This is a genomic window from Zunongwangia profunda SM-A87, assembly GCF_000023465.1.
Classification (GTDB): domain Bacteria; phylum Bacteroidota; class Bacteroidia; order Flavobacteriales; family Flavobacteriaceae; genus Zunongwangia; species Zunongwangia profunda.
This window is the reverse complement of the sequence record NC_014041.1, coordinates 1,709,593-1,723,561: the sequence shown is the minus strand read 5'-3', so window position 1 is coordinate 1,723,561 and position 13,969 is coordinate 1,709,593. Positions and strand designations below refer to the sequence as shown.

Annotated in this window: 13 protein-coding genes; 6 read left to right on the top strand and 7 right to left on the bottom strand. The window is 33.6% G+C overall.

The features are described from left to right. Positions 1 to 3 precede the first annotated feature (3 nt). The 5 genes from ZPR_RS07605 to ZPR_RS07585 form a co-directional block, all read right to left on the bottom strand. A complete protein-coding gene (locus ZPR_RS07605; protein WP_013071081.1) occupies positions 4 to 885 on the bottom strand; it encodes an alpha/beta hydrolase in 882 nt (293 codons plus the stop codon). Between the two features lie 2 nt (positions 886 to 887). Continuing rightward, positions 888 to 3,203, bottom strand: coding sequence for a glycoside hydrolase family 3 protein (locus ZPR_RS07600; RefSeq protein ID WP_013071080.1), 2,316 nt, complete (start codon positions 3,201 to 3,203; stop codon positions 888 to 890). 63 nt (positions 3,204 to 3,266) lie between these two features. Next, the gene (locus ZPR_RS07595) at positions 3,267 to 5,555 is read right to left on the bottom strand and encodes a TonB-dependent receptor (protein ID WP_013071079.1); all 2,289 of its coding nucleotides are present in this window, start codon (positions 5,553 to 5,555) and stop codon (positions 3,267 to 3,269) included. A 1,113-nt stretch (positions 5,556 to 6,668) separates the two neighbouring features. Then, the gene (locus ZPR_RS07590) at positions 6,669 to 7,118 is read right to left on the bottom strand and encodes a PH domain-containing protein (protein ID WP_013071077.1); all 450 of its coding nucleotides are present in this window, start codon (positions 7,116 to 7,118) and stop codon (positions 6,669 to 6,671) included. Between the two features lie 27 nt (positions 7,119 to 7,145). After that, positions 7,146 to 7,946 carry an alpha/beta hydrolase gene (locus ZPR_RS07585; protein ID WP_013071076.1) on the bottom strand — a complete coding sequence of 267 codons (801 nt, stop codon included), beginning with the start codon at positions 7,944 to 7,946 and terminating at the stop codon, positions 7,146 to 7,148. 430 nt (positions 7,947 to 8,376) lie between these two features. Between ZPR_RS07585 and ZPR_RS07580 the strand changes: the two genes are divergently transcribed. From ZPR_RS07580 to ZPR_RS07555, 6 genes are all read left to right on the top strand, one after another. Beyond that, on the top strand, positions 8,377 to 8,868 hold the full coding sequence (locus ZPR_RS07580) for an RNA polymerase sigma factor (protein ID WP_013071075.1): 492 nt from the start codon (positions 8,377 to 8,379) through the stop codon (positions 8,866 to 8,868). Positions 8,869 to 8,871: 3 nt separating this feature from the next. Beyond that, positions 8,872 to 9,525, top strand: a complete 654-nt coding sequence (locus tag ZPR_RS07575; RefSeq protein WP_013071074.1) for a hypothetical protein — start codon at positions 8,872 to 8,874, stop codon at positions 9,523 to 9,525. 310 nt (positions 9,526 to 9,835) lie between these two features. Then, the gene (locus tag ZPR_RS07570; protein ID WP_013071073.1) at positions 9,836 to 10,492 is read left to right on the top strand and encodes a DUF2461 domain-containing protein; all 657 of its coding nucleotides are present in this window, start codon (positions 9,836 to 9,838) and stop codon (positions 10,490 to 10,492) included. A gap of 53 nt (positions 10,493 to 10,545) precedes the next feature. Next, positions 10,546 to 11,031, top strand: a complete 486-nt coding sequence (locus tag ZPR_RS07565; RefSeq protein WP_013071072.1) for a glycosyl-4,4'-diaponeurosporenoate acyltransferase CrtO family protein — start codon at positions 10,546 to 10,548, stop codon at positions 11,029 to 11,031. 41 nt (positions 11,032 to 11,072) lie between these two features. Further along, positions 11,073 to 11,462: a lysozyme inhibitor LprI family protein gene (locus tag ZPR_RS07560; protein ID WP_013071071.1), complete on the top strand. Its 390-nt coding sequence runs from the start codon at positions 11,073 to 11,075 to the stop codon at positions 11,460 to 11,462. A 492-nt stretch (positions 11,463 to 11,954) separates the two neighbouring features. Next, positions 11,955 to 12,398, top strand: a complete 444-nt coding sequence (locus ZPR_RS07555) for a lipocalin-like domain-containing protein (protein WP_013071070.1) — start codon at positions 11,955 to 11,957, stop codon at positions 12,396 to 12,398. A 212-nt stretch (positions 12,399 to 12,610) separates the two neighbouring features. On the opposite strand, the gene ZPR_RS07550 is transcribed toward ZPR_RS07555, so the two are convergent. Together ZPR_RS07550 and ZPR_RS07545 are read right to left on the bottom strand one after the other, a co-directional pair. Beyond that, positions 12,611 to 13,198 carry an FEKKY domain-containing protein gene (locus tag ZPR_RS07550; protein WP_013071069.1) on the bottom strand — a complete coding sequence of 196 codons (588 nt, stop codon included), beginning with the start codon at positions 13,196 to 13,198 and terminating at the stop codon, positions 12,611 to 12,613. Positions 13,199 to 13,336: 138 nt separating this feature from the next. Next, on the bottom strand, positions 13,337 to 13,876 hold the full coding sequence (locus ZPR_RS07545; RefSeq protein ID WP_041579821.1) for a glutathione peroxidase: 540 nt from the start codon (positions 13,874 to 13,876) through the stop codon (positions 13,337 to 13,339). Positions 13,877 to 13,969: the final 93 nt, after the last annotated feature.

Genomic DNA, 13,969 nt, shown 5'->3' with positions numbered 1-13,969 from the left:
CTATTATTTATTGAGGTATTTATATTGAGTTAACCAGTCTTCATATCGCTTATACCAAGTATCTACCGGTAAATTTTGAGTTCCCATTCCAAACCCGTGACCGCCTTTGGCATACATATGCAATTCTACCGGATATCCGGCTGCTAGCCATTTATTATAAAGAGCAATACTTTTTGGAGCTAGTTTTAACTGATCGTCGCTGGCGGCAGCAATAAATAATGGAATTTCTTTGGGAATATCCTGAGCCATTATATCGTCGCTAGGTCCTCCATAAAGTGAAGCTGCGAAATTAGGAAGTGTTGCTTTACTTGCACTTCTAAGTACACTTTCTAAAGCTACAGTAGCTCCGGCAGAAAATCCAATCACTCCCACTTTATCCTTAGCTATATTAAATTGAGCTGCATTATCTCTTACATATTTTAAAGCAGCTTGCATATCTTGCCCAGCCAATTTTTTGATTTTAACTCTTTTCGCATCAAAATCAGCGCGATCTTTTAAACTTTCCATTAATTCTTTTGCAGGAGAATCTGTTTTAGAATGCACTAAACGATATTTTAACACAAACGCAGTTACCCCTTTAGAAGCTAATTCTTTAGCTAAATCGATGCCTTCCCGATTGATTGATAAGGTTTGAAAACCTCCGCCAGGAGCGATTATAATTGCTGTTCCGTTTGGAGTTTCTGGTTTAAAAACCAATAACGAAGGATCGGTCACATTATACACCACTTCAGTTTTAAATAAATCGGAAAATTTTTGTGCTTCTTCCCAATTCCAATCTTCAGAACCGGGCGCTTTTCCGTCGTAAAGTTTGATCACCTCATCTTGGGCAGATAACTGAAAAACAGCCACAAACAATCCCAAGAAAGCTATAATTTTAGTTTTCATTTTTATTGTTTTTTAAATTTTAAAGTTCTTTTATCTTTAATGACACCATTCCAGTCCAGACCGAAACCGAAATCATATGTATTGCCTTCTGAATCTTGATACGGAATCATATCGAAAGGCACATCTTCTTGTTGCGCTTCTACCGTTTCCATATTGGCTGGCATTTGTAAAGGCAATAATCCTGAAGGTTCTTGTTTTCCCGAAACAATATCCATTACTGCCTGGGTTGAAATCCCGAAGTTGAGAACAATTCCTTCTACCTGAGATTCAAATTCACTAAAAATCATCGGTTTATTTGCTGTTACCGAAACAATAACCGGTTTATCACCCATCAACATTTTGGTATCTTCAATGGTTCTTAAATCCATGATGTTTGAAGAGGTTGACGATTTTCCTTTATAGGAACGATTGGTGATTTCTGGATCTACCACAGGATCTCCGGCAGCAATACTTTTTTCTCTGGCGGTTGTTGCGGTATAGGTTTCATATTGAAGAGAAATAGGCACGTAACCATTGCCGCCTTCTTTACGATCTACTTCGCTATAACCGGCTTCTTTAGTTTGTGGATTTCTCACAAAAACCAGTGCAAAATCTGCCTCTTTTGGATTATCTGTGACCTTGTAATACTTTTTGATCAATTCTAAATCTACCGGATAATCAAATGTTGCCGGAGTAGGAATACCCCACCAATCGGTTGAAATTGGCGTATAAATTTTAGGGATGTAAACGGTTTTCTTTTCTTTAATCGGCAATACCTGATCTTTATTTTTTAGCATTACGACAGATTTCACCTGCGCTTCATAGCCAGCCTGCATAAATTCAGCATTACCAACGATTTCTTTGGTTTCTTGGATATTTAAGTATGGATTTTCAAATAATCCGGTTCTAAAAATATTCTTCAGCAAACGTACCGCAGAACGTTCAAAGCGCTTACGCATATAGTCTTCTCCAAATTCTTTAACGCCCATTTGGTAAGCTTCTAAAACCGGACCTTTTTCGTTATTTCCACCAAATTGGTCTACTCCTGCTTTTAGTACTTTATAATGACGTTCTGCCACACTAAGTGCTTCCGTTCCCCAAGGTTTTCCGGCAAAAGTTCCCGGAGTTTTTCCTTCATCGGCAGTGATTAGCCAATCGGTACAAACCACACCGTCGTAACCGTATTTGTCGCGAAGCAGTTCAGTAATCATATATTTACTAAAACCATTCCCTACATTCTCGTTATAAATATCATCCCGACCAAAACTAATCGTATAGTAAGGCATTACGGCAGCTGCTTTTTGAGTACCTCCATCTAATTTAAAAGCACCTTCTGTAAAAGGTTTTAAATGGTCTTTAAAATTATCTCCCGGATAAACTGCAAATTTTCCCATGGCCCAGTGAGCATCACGACCTCCTTCTTCCGGACCACCACCCGGCCAGTGCTTTACCATTGCATTTACACTTTCGTATCCCCAACCACTGTTGATTTCAGTATCTTTACCTGAAGTCTGAAATCCTTCAACATAGGCTTTCCCCATCGCTTTTACCAGTTCTGGCGATTCGCTAAATACATAAGCGATACGGTACCAGCGTGGCTCGGTTCCTAAATCTATTTGCGGTGAAAGTGCGGTAGTAATCCCTAAAGCACGATATTCTTTAGCGGCTATCTCTCCAAATTTTCTTACCAACTCTGGATCAAAGGTCGCTCCCATAGCTAAGCCATCAGGCCATAAGGAGATCGTCCCTCCTGCCCCGGCATTAAATTCTGAAGTAACTATAGCTGTATTTCGTGGATCTGAACTGTTATTTGCGGGAATACCCAAACCTAAGCTTTCTACATAGGCCTGTACATTATTATTCCATTCAGCGGCAACTTCCGGCGATTTAACAGCAGTAAGTAAAACGTGGCGTAAATTATCGTCTTTTAAAAATTGCTTTTGCTGATCTGAAATTGCTGAAGCTTTTGCTCCACTTTCAGAAAAAGGCTTTCCGTTATAGGTTCCTGCTCCAAAACCAATTTCACCAGCCGGAATAGATTGATGTTTACTGTATAACATTAAACCGGCAATTTGTTCAACAGACATTTTAGACGCCAGATCTTTAGCCCGCTTTTCTACAGGAAGCCGCCAATCTTCATAAGAATCTAATTTTCCATTCTTATTTAAATCTTTAAAAGATTCTCCGTTGTCTTTAATGATTTTAACTCCAGAATTTTTACTGTAGCCTAAAACGGTTCCTGATTTACTGGTGAGGGTTTTTATATCCTTAGCTTCTTGTGAAAATCCTATTTGGATCCCTAAAGCTAAACTTAGGAATAAACAAGTTTTTGTTTTCATAATGCTGTGATTTTATAATCACCCAAAGCATCCAGGTGTGGATGCTTTGGGTAGTATTGATTTTTAAAAATTAAAGCCTACAGAAAGTTGCGCGGTAAACGGACGAATATAAGATGAGGTTAATAATCTTCCGTAGTAAGGTTCTGGATCTTCAATTAATTCGGCCCCGTTAATGGTTCCTTTGGCACCTACCTGGTTTAAGAAGTTTACTAACGTAAGGCCAAAATTTAAATGATCGTTGAATTTGTAATTTACACCTCCAAAATTCTCCCATCTGGGCGCGAAAGTCAATGCATTATTTATATTGGCATATTGTTCGCTGAAGTATCTAAAGCTTGCCCAAACTTTCCAGTCTTTATAGGTATAACTTGGATCTAATTCAATTAAAACTTTAGAAATTTCTAATACGGTTTTATCGCTAAAATCATATGTGTTACCAAATGCATTAAATGTAAAGTCTTTATATTTTGGATCCTGTAAGGTTACTAATCCGTGAAAACTGAAACCTTTAAACGGAGTTAACACCACATCTGTAGTCCAGCCTAAGGTTTCAATATCGTAATATGTGGTGGTTTGTTCCTGCTGGGTATTATCCTGTGGGTTTACTAAATTGAAACGTTTTAAGTAATTATTTTTAGTTAAGTAGGTAACCTGCGATACCAAGCTAACCCAATCGCCATTATAAAATATACCGGCAGCACCTAAGGGACTTTTGCTGGTGGTGGTATTTGGATCTAAAGCCGCAGAATATCTTTCTAACCTGCCGTTTTCCTCGGTATATTGAAAGTTGGCCAATACACCAAATTTCTTGGTTAAATTATAAGAGGCATTGATCTTTCCGGCTATATTAAACCAGTTTTTATTAATAGGTGTTTTCTCTGCATCCTGAATAGTGAAATCAACTCCTCTTTGTTGTAAGGAGTATTCTCCGTCAATATGATGATGTCTAAAGAATATTCCGTAATTTAATTTAAATCGGTCACTTACCTGCCAATCGTCGCTAGCATAAACCGCTAATTTGTTTTCTATCCCTGTATGGAATTCTGCACCGCCATTATAACCATAAAATCCATATTCATCTGTGCCTGGACTTATTAATCGTTGTGGCTGATTTTCTATGGTTTGATAAAACAGAGAGCGGTTAGATATATAGTTATCTATATCATAATATTGCTCTAAAACACCAAGGCTAACATCGTGATTTTCTATTTTTTTATGGATGGAGAATCTTCCCATTATAGATGTTGTAGGAATCTCTGGGCTATTCATTCCTAATTGTGTACCTACAGATCCTGTATAGGCTTCTCCGGTACTGGCAATAGTATATCCATCCTCCGCATTGGCATTAAGGATACTTAGCGGAATAATATTCAATAAGGAAGCTTTCGCTAAATGTAAACGTGTAGAATATTTAAAATTCCAACCGTTGTCCATAAGATAATTACCAAAGATGTCTATATTATGAGAGGTGTTGGTATTTTCTGTACCATCCATTGAGGCCCAATAATCATCGCCCCCATCAATATTTTTAAAACGTACTCTACCATCTCTTATGATATAGGAATCGCGACCAATTCTAAAATCATCTATTTCATTGGCTTCGCCATCAGGCCCGTATTCTATTACTGCATAGTTGGTGGTGGTGTAAGAATCTGCATATTTATAAGAAATATTAAATTCTCCCTTACCATCTTTAAAACGTTTGGTGATACCCGCTCTAAAAATTTTGGTTTGATCTGCATAATTGTTATAACCTAAATCATAGGTACTGGGATCGAAGTTTACAAACGCTCCAGCGGTATACGACCAGCCATTATCAGAAATAGGTCCTGAAACATTCAAGTCTCCCTGAAACCATCCAAAATGGCTGCCTGTAAGTTTTCCTTTTACTTGAAATTTTTCAGTACCGGTTTGTGTATACGAATTTACGGCAAAACCTAAATCGCCCATTGTACTGGCTAACTCATCCATTTTTAAGAGTCCGGTTCTTTGAAGACTTACACTTTGCCTCCAGGTTTTGTTAGGTAATTCTGGCCAAAAAAGATAAACTACAGGTAAATCGTTTTCGAGAATGGTAATACCTCCCACACTTCCCGGCAAACCTATATTTACATCTCTGGGACCAGAGTTACTGGATGCGTTTAGCATTACATTCCTATCACTGCCGTTTTTCTTGCCATCAACTTCGTTGTCTCCTTTCAACTCCTGTTGTAAGGCAACTGAATCCTGTACTTTTAAATTTTGATTTTCCTCTTCCTGTGCAAAAAGTGATGATGAGGCACATAAAGAAAGTCCTGCGAATAATAGGCTTAGCCTTCTTCTTTTAAAATTTTTGTCGATATATTGCTTCATTTTGAAACTTTTATGAATTAATTAAATTTTTTTTCCAACGTAAATGAACCTTAGATGGAAAAAAATTACTTTTAGTTTTTTCAGTTTTTATGCATTTAAAGTTGATGCTTCTTCTTTTAGAATTGCTTCTTGGAAATACTTTGCTGCTTTTTTCATCTTTTTGAATTGAGAATAAATTTTTGAAATCTGTTTTTAAAGTTATATAGCTTGAAGTTATATAGCTTGCTTTAATACGTTAGCAAAAAGTCTTACTTATGCTGCATCATTGAATTTTGTCTTTTACTGATCTCAATCATGGCTATTCCCTAAATATTATTTTTGAATACCTTCCATATTCCTCCGTAAGCACCAATAACATTAAACTAGTAACCGTCTAACATGTTAAAAATCAACATTAGGTCTCAGACTATGAAGTGATTCAGTTTTGATTCCATAGCCATCTGCTGTTCAATCTTATGTTTACAAATAATCATTAATTAGAGCAACTACCTAAGGGCAACCCCATGTGAGATTTCATTATTCACATTATTATTAAGGTTTTATGTTATACATCTATTGACTCCCTTTCGTTATCAGGCAATAAAGCGGAATAATACTGCGTCATAATCTTGTAATCCTCATGATAACGATTTCGAGCCGACACATCATTGATTCAACATGAAGCAATATTACAGATATTTACTAATGTTTCAAAGTGAAACTTTCTTAAAAAGACCTATAATTTTAAAATTTTATAAATTATGAACTCTATATTTTATCAATATATGGAAATGAGGGAAGTGTAATTCCTTAAATTTATTCGAATCACATTTATGAAGATTCCAAGAACTTTTATCGTAGAGGCTATTGGCAGTTTTATATTAAAATGATGTTGTCAAAATATAACAGGTTTTGATCCTGTTTTTTAACAAGACCTTATTGAATGATTGCATACGGAAAGCTAAACTGTCCTTCCCCTCCCATTCTTTCAATACCATCAAAGATCATGGTACCAAGAGAGAGAAATTAAAAATCTTTTGCAATTGGCTGAAACCCCATCAACTATGGATTTCTAAAAACAGTCCTTAAATAAGAAATTAGAGTACCAGCTTAGATTTGTAGTTATTTAAAAATTTAAGGCATTCCTTTTTTAATAGAAGTTACTTTAATCTGGCTATCGAATTCTAAAATTTTCTTGATAAAGCTCTCGTTGGTAAGCGGACTTATATAAATTTCATTATAAATATCATATTTGAGGATTAATCCTTTTCTCGCCGTAGCTGGTCGTAATCCTATCCATACAGTTTTACCTTCTACAATTTCGGTAATTTTCTCTAATGGAATTTCTCCCTTTAAAGGCCCTCCTCTATATTTAAAATAATGGGGGGTAAGTTCGTATTCAGTTCCAAAGTTGAACCACAATAAAAGTCCGGCTATTAGTATAAGTAAAATGTCTCCAACAATAAAATTCTGGTTGCGTGTATTTTCAGATAAAAACTGATATACAAAAACACTACATACAATTGCTGTAAAACCAAAAATAACTGCTAGAAAAAAAACATCTTTTCGGCTTCTAAATTTCATAATTCAATAGGGGGATTTGGATTTTTGCTATTGGTCGGATTTTTCTTTTACAAATTTCAACAATAATGGTAAAGCAGGATAAACCATGTTATGCCCGTAACCATCCATTTCGTAAAGTTCTATTTCTTTTTGGCCGGCAACTTTCATCATTCTGTAAAAATAGGCGTTCTCTTCATAGCGACCCAACATTTCTAATTCACGATCTCCTGTGATTAGTAAAGTTGGTGGCGCATCCTTTCTTACGTAAAATAAGGGTGCCCATTTGTCTACTATAGGCTGCGTACCGGGAATACCTTTTTGATCTCTAATGGTAAAATGAGTAATGGTATGACCGCTAAAAGGTATTAATCCGGCAACATCATTGGCATCTATATCGTATTCTGCCAAATTATCTTTATTCATTACCGCCATTAAAGCCAGATATCCACCAGCAGAATGTCCTGAAATATAAATATTTGAAGTATCTCCATGATACTTTTCGATGTTATTAAATACCCAGGCAATGGCAGCGCTTGCATCATCTATAGTTTCTTCAGCCTTAATTTTTGGCGCCAGGCGATAGCCTACACCTACCACTACAACTTCTTTATTTTTTAACTCCTGCGGAATTTCTTTTCCGCCTCCAGTCAATCCCCCTCCATGAAACCAAACGATTACTGGATATTTTTTTCCTTCATCTTTTGGGAAATGAATATCCAGTTTGGATTGTTGTTTCACATATTCTGAAGTTGGACTCTCGTAATATTGAATATCCTTAACCTCCTGATATTGCTGTGCTAGTAGTTGTAAAGACAACAATAAAAAGAAAACACTTAATCTTAATTTCATTTTTATTTTTTTGAAAAATTTTACTTACTGATTATTTTTTTATTGACTCATATTTACTCCTAAAAAGGAACCATTTGATCGGACTAATCATTACCCGTGACGAATCTCTTTTATCTACCATTCCGGATATTGAGAAATAAGTAGTATCCTGAGCGGAATAAAATTGTGATGATAGCTCCTATTTATTTTGGCGGCTTGATAAACCAGTAACTAGGCCAGTTCAAAGATTATTTTTTTCATGATGATGAATTTTGCTAAAACCTTAAACTAATTTAGGTAAAATATGCTTTTATCTGAAATCCTTTGTAAAGAAAGTATTTTATAATGCTAACAAAGCACAAAGCTTATTTTATTTTATTTTTTTCTGAAAAAAGTGTGATTTTTAAATAGTACAAACGATTAATGATATAAAGACCTGATAACATAGGTAATGAAATCATCGAGAGAAGACATTACAGTAATAATTGAGAAAAACAAAAACCTGATTTTTAAGGTGGTGAATGCTTATTGTTATTATCCAGAAGAACAAGAAGATCTGATCCAGGAAATTATTATACATCTTTTAAAAAGCTATAAAAGGTTTGACTACGGTGTACAAATAACCACCTGGATATATAAGATAGCATTTAACGTGGTGATTTCTTACAACCGAAAAATAAAGACCAGGGAGAAATACTTTGTTCCTTTAAAAGAGAAATTTGTTCATATTCAGGATGAAAATAAGGTTGAGGACGATGAAAATTTAAAAAAACTAAATCATTTTATTGCACAATTAAAGCCATTACATAAAGCTTTAATGATTATGTATTTAGACCAAAAAAGCCATAAAGAAATTGCTATGGTTCTAGGAATTTCAGAAAGTAATGTGGGAACTAAAATAAACCGAATTAAAAAAGAGCTAAAAACGAAATTTAAAAAATAAGTTATGGATATCGATCAATTACGAAATGCGTGGCAACAACAAGAAGAAAAATTAGAGGCTACCAGAGCTTTAAATGTAAAGATTTTAAAAGAACTAAAATTGGAGCACACTAAATCGAAAATAAAACGGCTTCTTTGTCTACCAGTTAGCACCTTATTGTTTTGTTGTTTTATTATTTGCTATGCCACAATTTTTATAATCTCAAATTTTGGAACATGGTATTTCGTATTTTCAGGCATAGTGATTCTGTTTTTTGCCTTTGCCTTTGTATTTTCTTCAATTCATCAATTGCGTATTATTCTGAGTCTAGATTACCAGCAACCAATCACCATATTGCAACGAGAACTTTCAAAATTAAAACTTTCGGTTATCTATAATTTAAAAATCGCTGCTGCTGTATTACCCTTTAGTCCATTTATAGGAATATTTACTATCAAGGCAATCTTAAATTTCGATATTACAGAAATAATCTCTTTACGGCAGGTCTTGATATTTGCCGGGATTACTGTGATACTACAACTAATATCTTTGTTTTTTTCAGCTAAACTTAGTGCTAAAAATAAAGACAAAAACTACATGAACTGGTTATTAAAGGCTAATGGTAGCCAAATTAATGAAGCTAAATCATTTTTATCAGAAATTGAAGATTTTAAATAATAATGACATTATATATTATCAAAAGTGACTAACATCCGAATCTGCTAAACTATTCATCTTGATTAAAGTCAACTTGTATAATCGCCATTAATAACTGTTTACTTTTTGACTAACTAAGAGTAAATGAAAAACAAGTAGTAAAAAATATCTAAGAGATTAATTATCAACCTCTAAAATAAAATTACTTCTACTATAAAAGTTTTTAAATTTCACTTTAAATGTTTCCACATAGCAAGAGGAAGAAATATAGCTGATGTAAGATTTACCTAAAAATTGTGCTAACTTTAGCTCATAAAAAACCTTACCTAAAATGGATTTTGGAAAAATTTTTCATTTTTTAATCGACCTGGAAATTAACAATAACAGAAACTGGTTTAATGACAATAAATTGAGGTATGAAGAAGCTAAGGATGAGTTTGTCATATTCCTGGATGATTTTTTGTCTAAATTAAAGGCTATTGATCCTCAAATTAACGTAGAAGATCCCAACAAGTGCATGTTTAGGATTTATAGGGATGTCCGGTTTTCTAAAAACAAAGCCCCTTATAAAACTAATTTTGGCGCCTATATTGCTAAAGATGGTCGTAAAAGTGGGAATGCCGGATATTATATGCATATAGAACCAGATCGTTGCTTTGTTGGTGGAGGAATTTACAAACCAGATGCCCCAAGTTTAAAAGCCATTCGACAGTATATTTTTGATCATACCAAGGATTTTAAAGACATCATTAAAAATGACAAATTCCAGTCTTATTTCCCTGAAATTTATGGCGAAAAACTGAAGCGTGCCCCAAAAGATTTCCCTAAAAATTTTGAGGAAATAGAATTGCTAAAACATAAAAGTTACGCAATGATTCATCCCGTTAAGAACGAATTTTGGGAGCAAAATGATCTGGAAAGACAATTGATAGAAATCTATAAATGTTTGCTGCCTTTTAATCACTTTCTTAATAAGGCTGTAGAATAAACTATAATTAAAATTAAGCAGCATACATGACCAAATTTAGCGAAGAAAATTAGATGACTTTAAAATATCTTACTTTCAGTATTTCAATTTGTTTTATTTCCTGGATCGTTGGCATGATTATAAATTTTGCTCTAAGTAAAACAGAATTTTACGGAAAATTATCAAATATTAACTGTATAAGGAGTACAAAGTTGAACAAGTTTATTGGTTTAAGCATTTTTAAATGGATTGTAAAAAATACGTTCTTTAAATTTTTTAATCCTAAGCTACAGCTAAAAAATAAAGCGACAACTAAAGAATTAATTGATTTAAGACAAGAAATGACCTTTGCTGAAATAAGTCATTTTATTGGTTTTTTCTTTGTCATGTTCTTTGCTACATTAAAAGTGCTTCGTGCAGAATTTATCTTCTCTGCATGGATTGTGTTTATGAATGTTTTAATGAACTTATATCCCTCTTTATTACAGCAGGAAAACAAAAGACGTATCGATCATTTTTTACAACGCATTCCGCTAAAAATCATTAAAAAAAGCCTATAAATCCTGATTATTATGACACTAATTTTTAAATCATTTATAAAATGAAACTAGTATTTATCGCATTATTCTGTTTTAGCTTAAATGCTGTTGCCCAAACACAAACTGAATTAAATCAAGATGCCTACGCAGAATTTGCGGAAGCAGATAAAGAATTAAACAATGTTTATCAAAATATCCTAAAAACATATAAGTCAGATTCCCAGTTTATATCCAAATTAAAAAGTACTCAACGAATTTGGATTGAGTTTAGGAATGCCGAATTAGAAATGAAATTTCCTAGAAAAGATAAATCTTATTATGGTTCTTCTTATCCTATGTGTAAAGCCCTTTATCTAAAAGAACTTACAGAGGAGCGTACCAAAAAACTAAAAGTGTGGCTAAGTGGAATTCAGGAAGGTGATGTTTGCCAAGGTTCGGTAAAATCAGTTTGATTTTTCTAACATACAAGCAAAATAAAGGGCTATCAATCCTCTTTCTTTTATTACGATAAGATAATTATACAACTCTGCAAAAAGGAATACATATCCTATTAAATTTAGAACACTCTTCATCAAAAACGAATCACAAAATAGAATGATTAAATATTCGCCGGTATGAATTCTAATTCACTTAAGGTTCTGCTGAATCATTTTCTATGACTTTTTTCAGATATTATTGAATAATGTTACAAATATTCTATTTTTTATACGCCAAAAATTAAAATTGCTCAAATGTTAATTTTTTAAAAATAAAAAAACTTAACTTACTAAAATTGAGATAATTAATTATATTTGTCTTGCCCTACTTATGTTACATAAATCATAAATTTTTAGTTTACGATTTATATCCTACCTACTTAATATTTCGGATAAAAGGTTTGGACCTAATTTATCTGAGAAATTATGAGCCCCTATAAATTATTAAAAAACTAATTGATAGAACTAATGAATAAGATTAAACTAAATCTTTTGTTATTATTTTGCTCTTGTTGGTTATTCGTTTTATCCGGTTGTGATAACGAAGAGTACGGAATGTATGAAGTTGATAGAATTGTGGGATCCTGGAAATTAGTTGAAGTTTATAATGACAATGGAGATGGTCACGGCCAATGGAGCCCCGCTGAAAATGCCTACAGTTATACCTTTAATGAAGATGGTACTTTTAGCTCTACGCGCTTTTCTCAGTGCAACACAGGCAACTACTCGATCCAAAATGATGAGATTTACTTAGATTTTGATTGCAACAATAACAATAGAACGATAGGAATAGGCAGTACCTCATCTACTATTGTAGAAGAGGTTGATTACGAAGGCATTAATGTTATTTTCATTCCTACTTATCCCGCCTGCCATCAAGGTTGTAGATTAAAATTTGAACCTATAAACTAATTTCATATTCGTATAAAGTCTAGTTCTGGATTGAAGCCTCAACTAAATAACTACAAAATAAAAGCAAGTAGCGTATTAGGCTAAGTTACCTCCTCGCATGTTTATGAGGTAATTCTTATAGAATTGTATTTAATTACCCCCGGGATTCTTATTATCGGATAAATCTGAAGCTCTATTATCACAGGTCTTATCTTAGTTTTGCTTGCTTAGTATCATTGTTTTTGGAGTCCAAACGGGGTTGCAGGTAAATCATCTTTCCATGTTACTCCAAACTTCGCAGTAAGATAGGCTGCCACTTTCTGATTATGCGCAGTAACATATTTCATCATTAAAGGATCTACTACACAATTTTTACTTATCATTCCTACGCCGTATTCCTTGGTAAATCGCGTAAAATCTATAGGCTTATTGTTTATCCCGTTATAAACAAAATTCATTCCTATATCAGGATTATTTGTATAGATATTAAAACCGGATACAGCATTAGATTTTATTTTACTTTCTAATCGTATCCTTATGATATTTTTTCTTGAAGTTATTTTTGAAGGATAAAGAATATAGCTAACAAACTCTTCAGCATAAAAATCAAACTGATATTTGCCTTTTTTAGGAAGTGTAATTTTAAAGTTTTCCAAAGAGGTAATTTCAATTTCCTCATCCAATTCAGTAATAAAAAATGTTCCGGAAGAGAATGTCACATCAGTTGCATTCTCAAAAACAACCTCAGCTATTATTTCTTTGGTTTCTGCCTCGACGGCAATAGAAAATAAAAAGAATAAGGCGAGTAGTATCTTTTTCATGATATCCAACTATTTTGATCAAGATGAAACTTATACCTTAAATACGAATGCATAAACCGAATGTTGCAATATTGGCTTATCCATATAAAATAGTCAGCTTAGGATATCCTAATTTTGTAAAATAGTATTGGTTAAAAACTATTCCTGAATCCAATTTACAATTTCAGAGTCGTTTGGAAGTACATTAGAATTCTTTACGGCTACTACTCTGCCATTTTGATCGATTAAATATTTCTGGAAATTCCATTTCACTTCAGAATCTTTAAATCCGTTTTTAGCTTTCTCGGTTAAAAACTGATACAATGGATGCTTTTCATCTCCCTTAACTTTAATCTTTGACATCATAGGAAATTCCACTCCATAATTCTGCTGGCAGAATTCAGAGATATCCTCATTGGAGCCTGGCTCTTGATTTCCAAAATCGTTGGAAGGGAAGCCTACGATTACAAAATCCTTATACTTATATTGTTCGTAAATATGCTGTAATTCGGCATACTGCGGTGTAAAACCACATTTACTTGCCGTGTTAACGATCATTATCTTTTTACCTTTTAGAGAACTGAAATCGAATGTTTCTCCATTAATATCTTCAACTTTAAATTGATATATCGTTTTATTGTTTTGGGCTATCAGAGTAGTACCAAAAATTAACGCAAGCACCAAAAGGATTTTTTTCATCATCATAATTTTAAAATCAACATATTAAACAATTTTAAAACAGGCCCATAGAGCATCTATTAAAAATTGCTTTTTATTTCGAGGCGTCCTGAT

Bases quoted from the DNA above. Each gene is read 5' to 3' on its own strand.
- ZPR_RS07605 (WP_013071081.1), bottom strand. From the start codon at position 885: ATGAAAACTAAAATTATAGCTTTCTTGGGATTGTTTGTGGCTGTTTTT.
- ZPR_RS07600 (WP_013071080.1), bottom strand. From the start codon at position 3,203: ATGAAAACAAAAACTTGTTTATTCCTAAGTTTAGCTTTAGGGATCCAA.
- ZPR_RS07595 (WP_013071079.1), bottom strand. From the start codon at position 5,555: ATGAAGCAATATATCGACAAAAATTTTAAAAGAAGAAGGCTAAGCCTA.
- ZPR_RS07590 (WP_013071077.1), bottom strand. From the start codon at position 7,118: ATGAAATTTAGAAGCCGAAAAGATGTTTTTTTTCTAGCAGTTATTTTT.
- ZPR_RS07585 (WP_013071076.1), bottom strand. From the start codon at position 7,946: ATGAAATTAAGATTAAGTGTTTTCTTTTTATTGTTGTCTTTACAACTA.
- ZPR_RS07580 (WP_013071075.1), top strand. From the start codon at position 8,377: ATGAAATCATCGAGAGAAGACATTACAGTAATAATTGAGAAAAACAAA.
- ZPR_RS07575 (WP_013071074.1), top strand. From the start codon at position 8,872: ATGGATATCGATCAATTACGAAATGCGTGGCAACAACAAGAAGAAAAA.
- ZPR_RS07570 (WP_013071073.1), top strand. From the start codon at position 9,836: ATGGATTTTGGAAAAATTTTTCATTTTTTAATCGACCTGGAAATTAAC.
- ZPR_RS07565 (WP_013071072.1), top strand. From the start codon at position 10,546: ATGACTTTAAAATATCTTACTTTCAGTATTTCAATTTGTTTTATTTCC.
- ZPR_RS07560 (WP_013071071.1), top strand. From the start codon at position 11,073: ATGAAACTAGTATTTATCGCATTATTCTGTTTTAGCTTAAATGCTGTT.
- ZPR_RS07555 (WP_013071070.1), top strand. From the start codon at position 11,955: ATGAATAAGATTAAACTAAATCTTTTGTTATTATTTTGCTCTTGTTGG.
- ZPR_RS07550 (WP_013071069.1), bottom strand. From the start codon at position 13,198: ATGAAAAAGATACTACTCGCCTTATTCTTTTTATTTTCTATTGCCGTC.
- ZPR_RS07545 (WP_041579821.1), bottom strand. From the start codon at position 13,876: ATGAAAAAAATCCTTTTGGTGCTTGCGTTAATTTTTGGTACTACTCTG.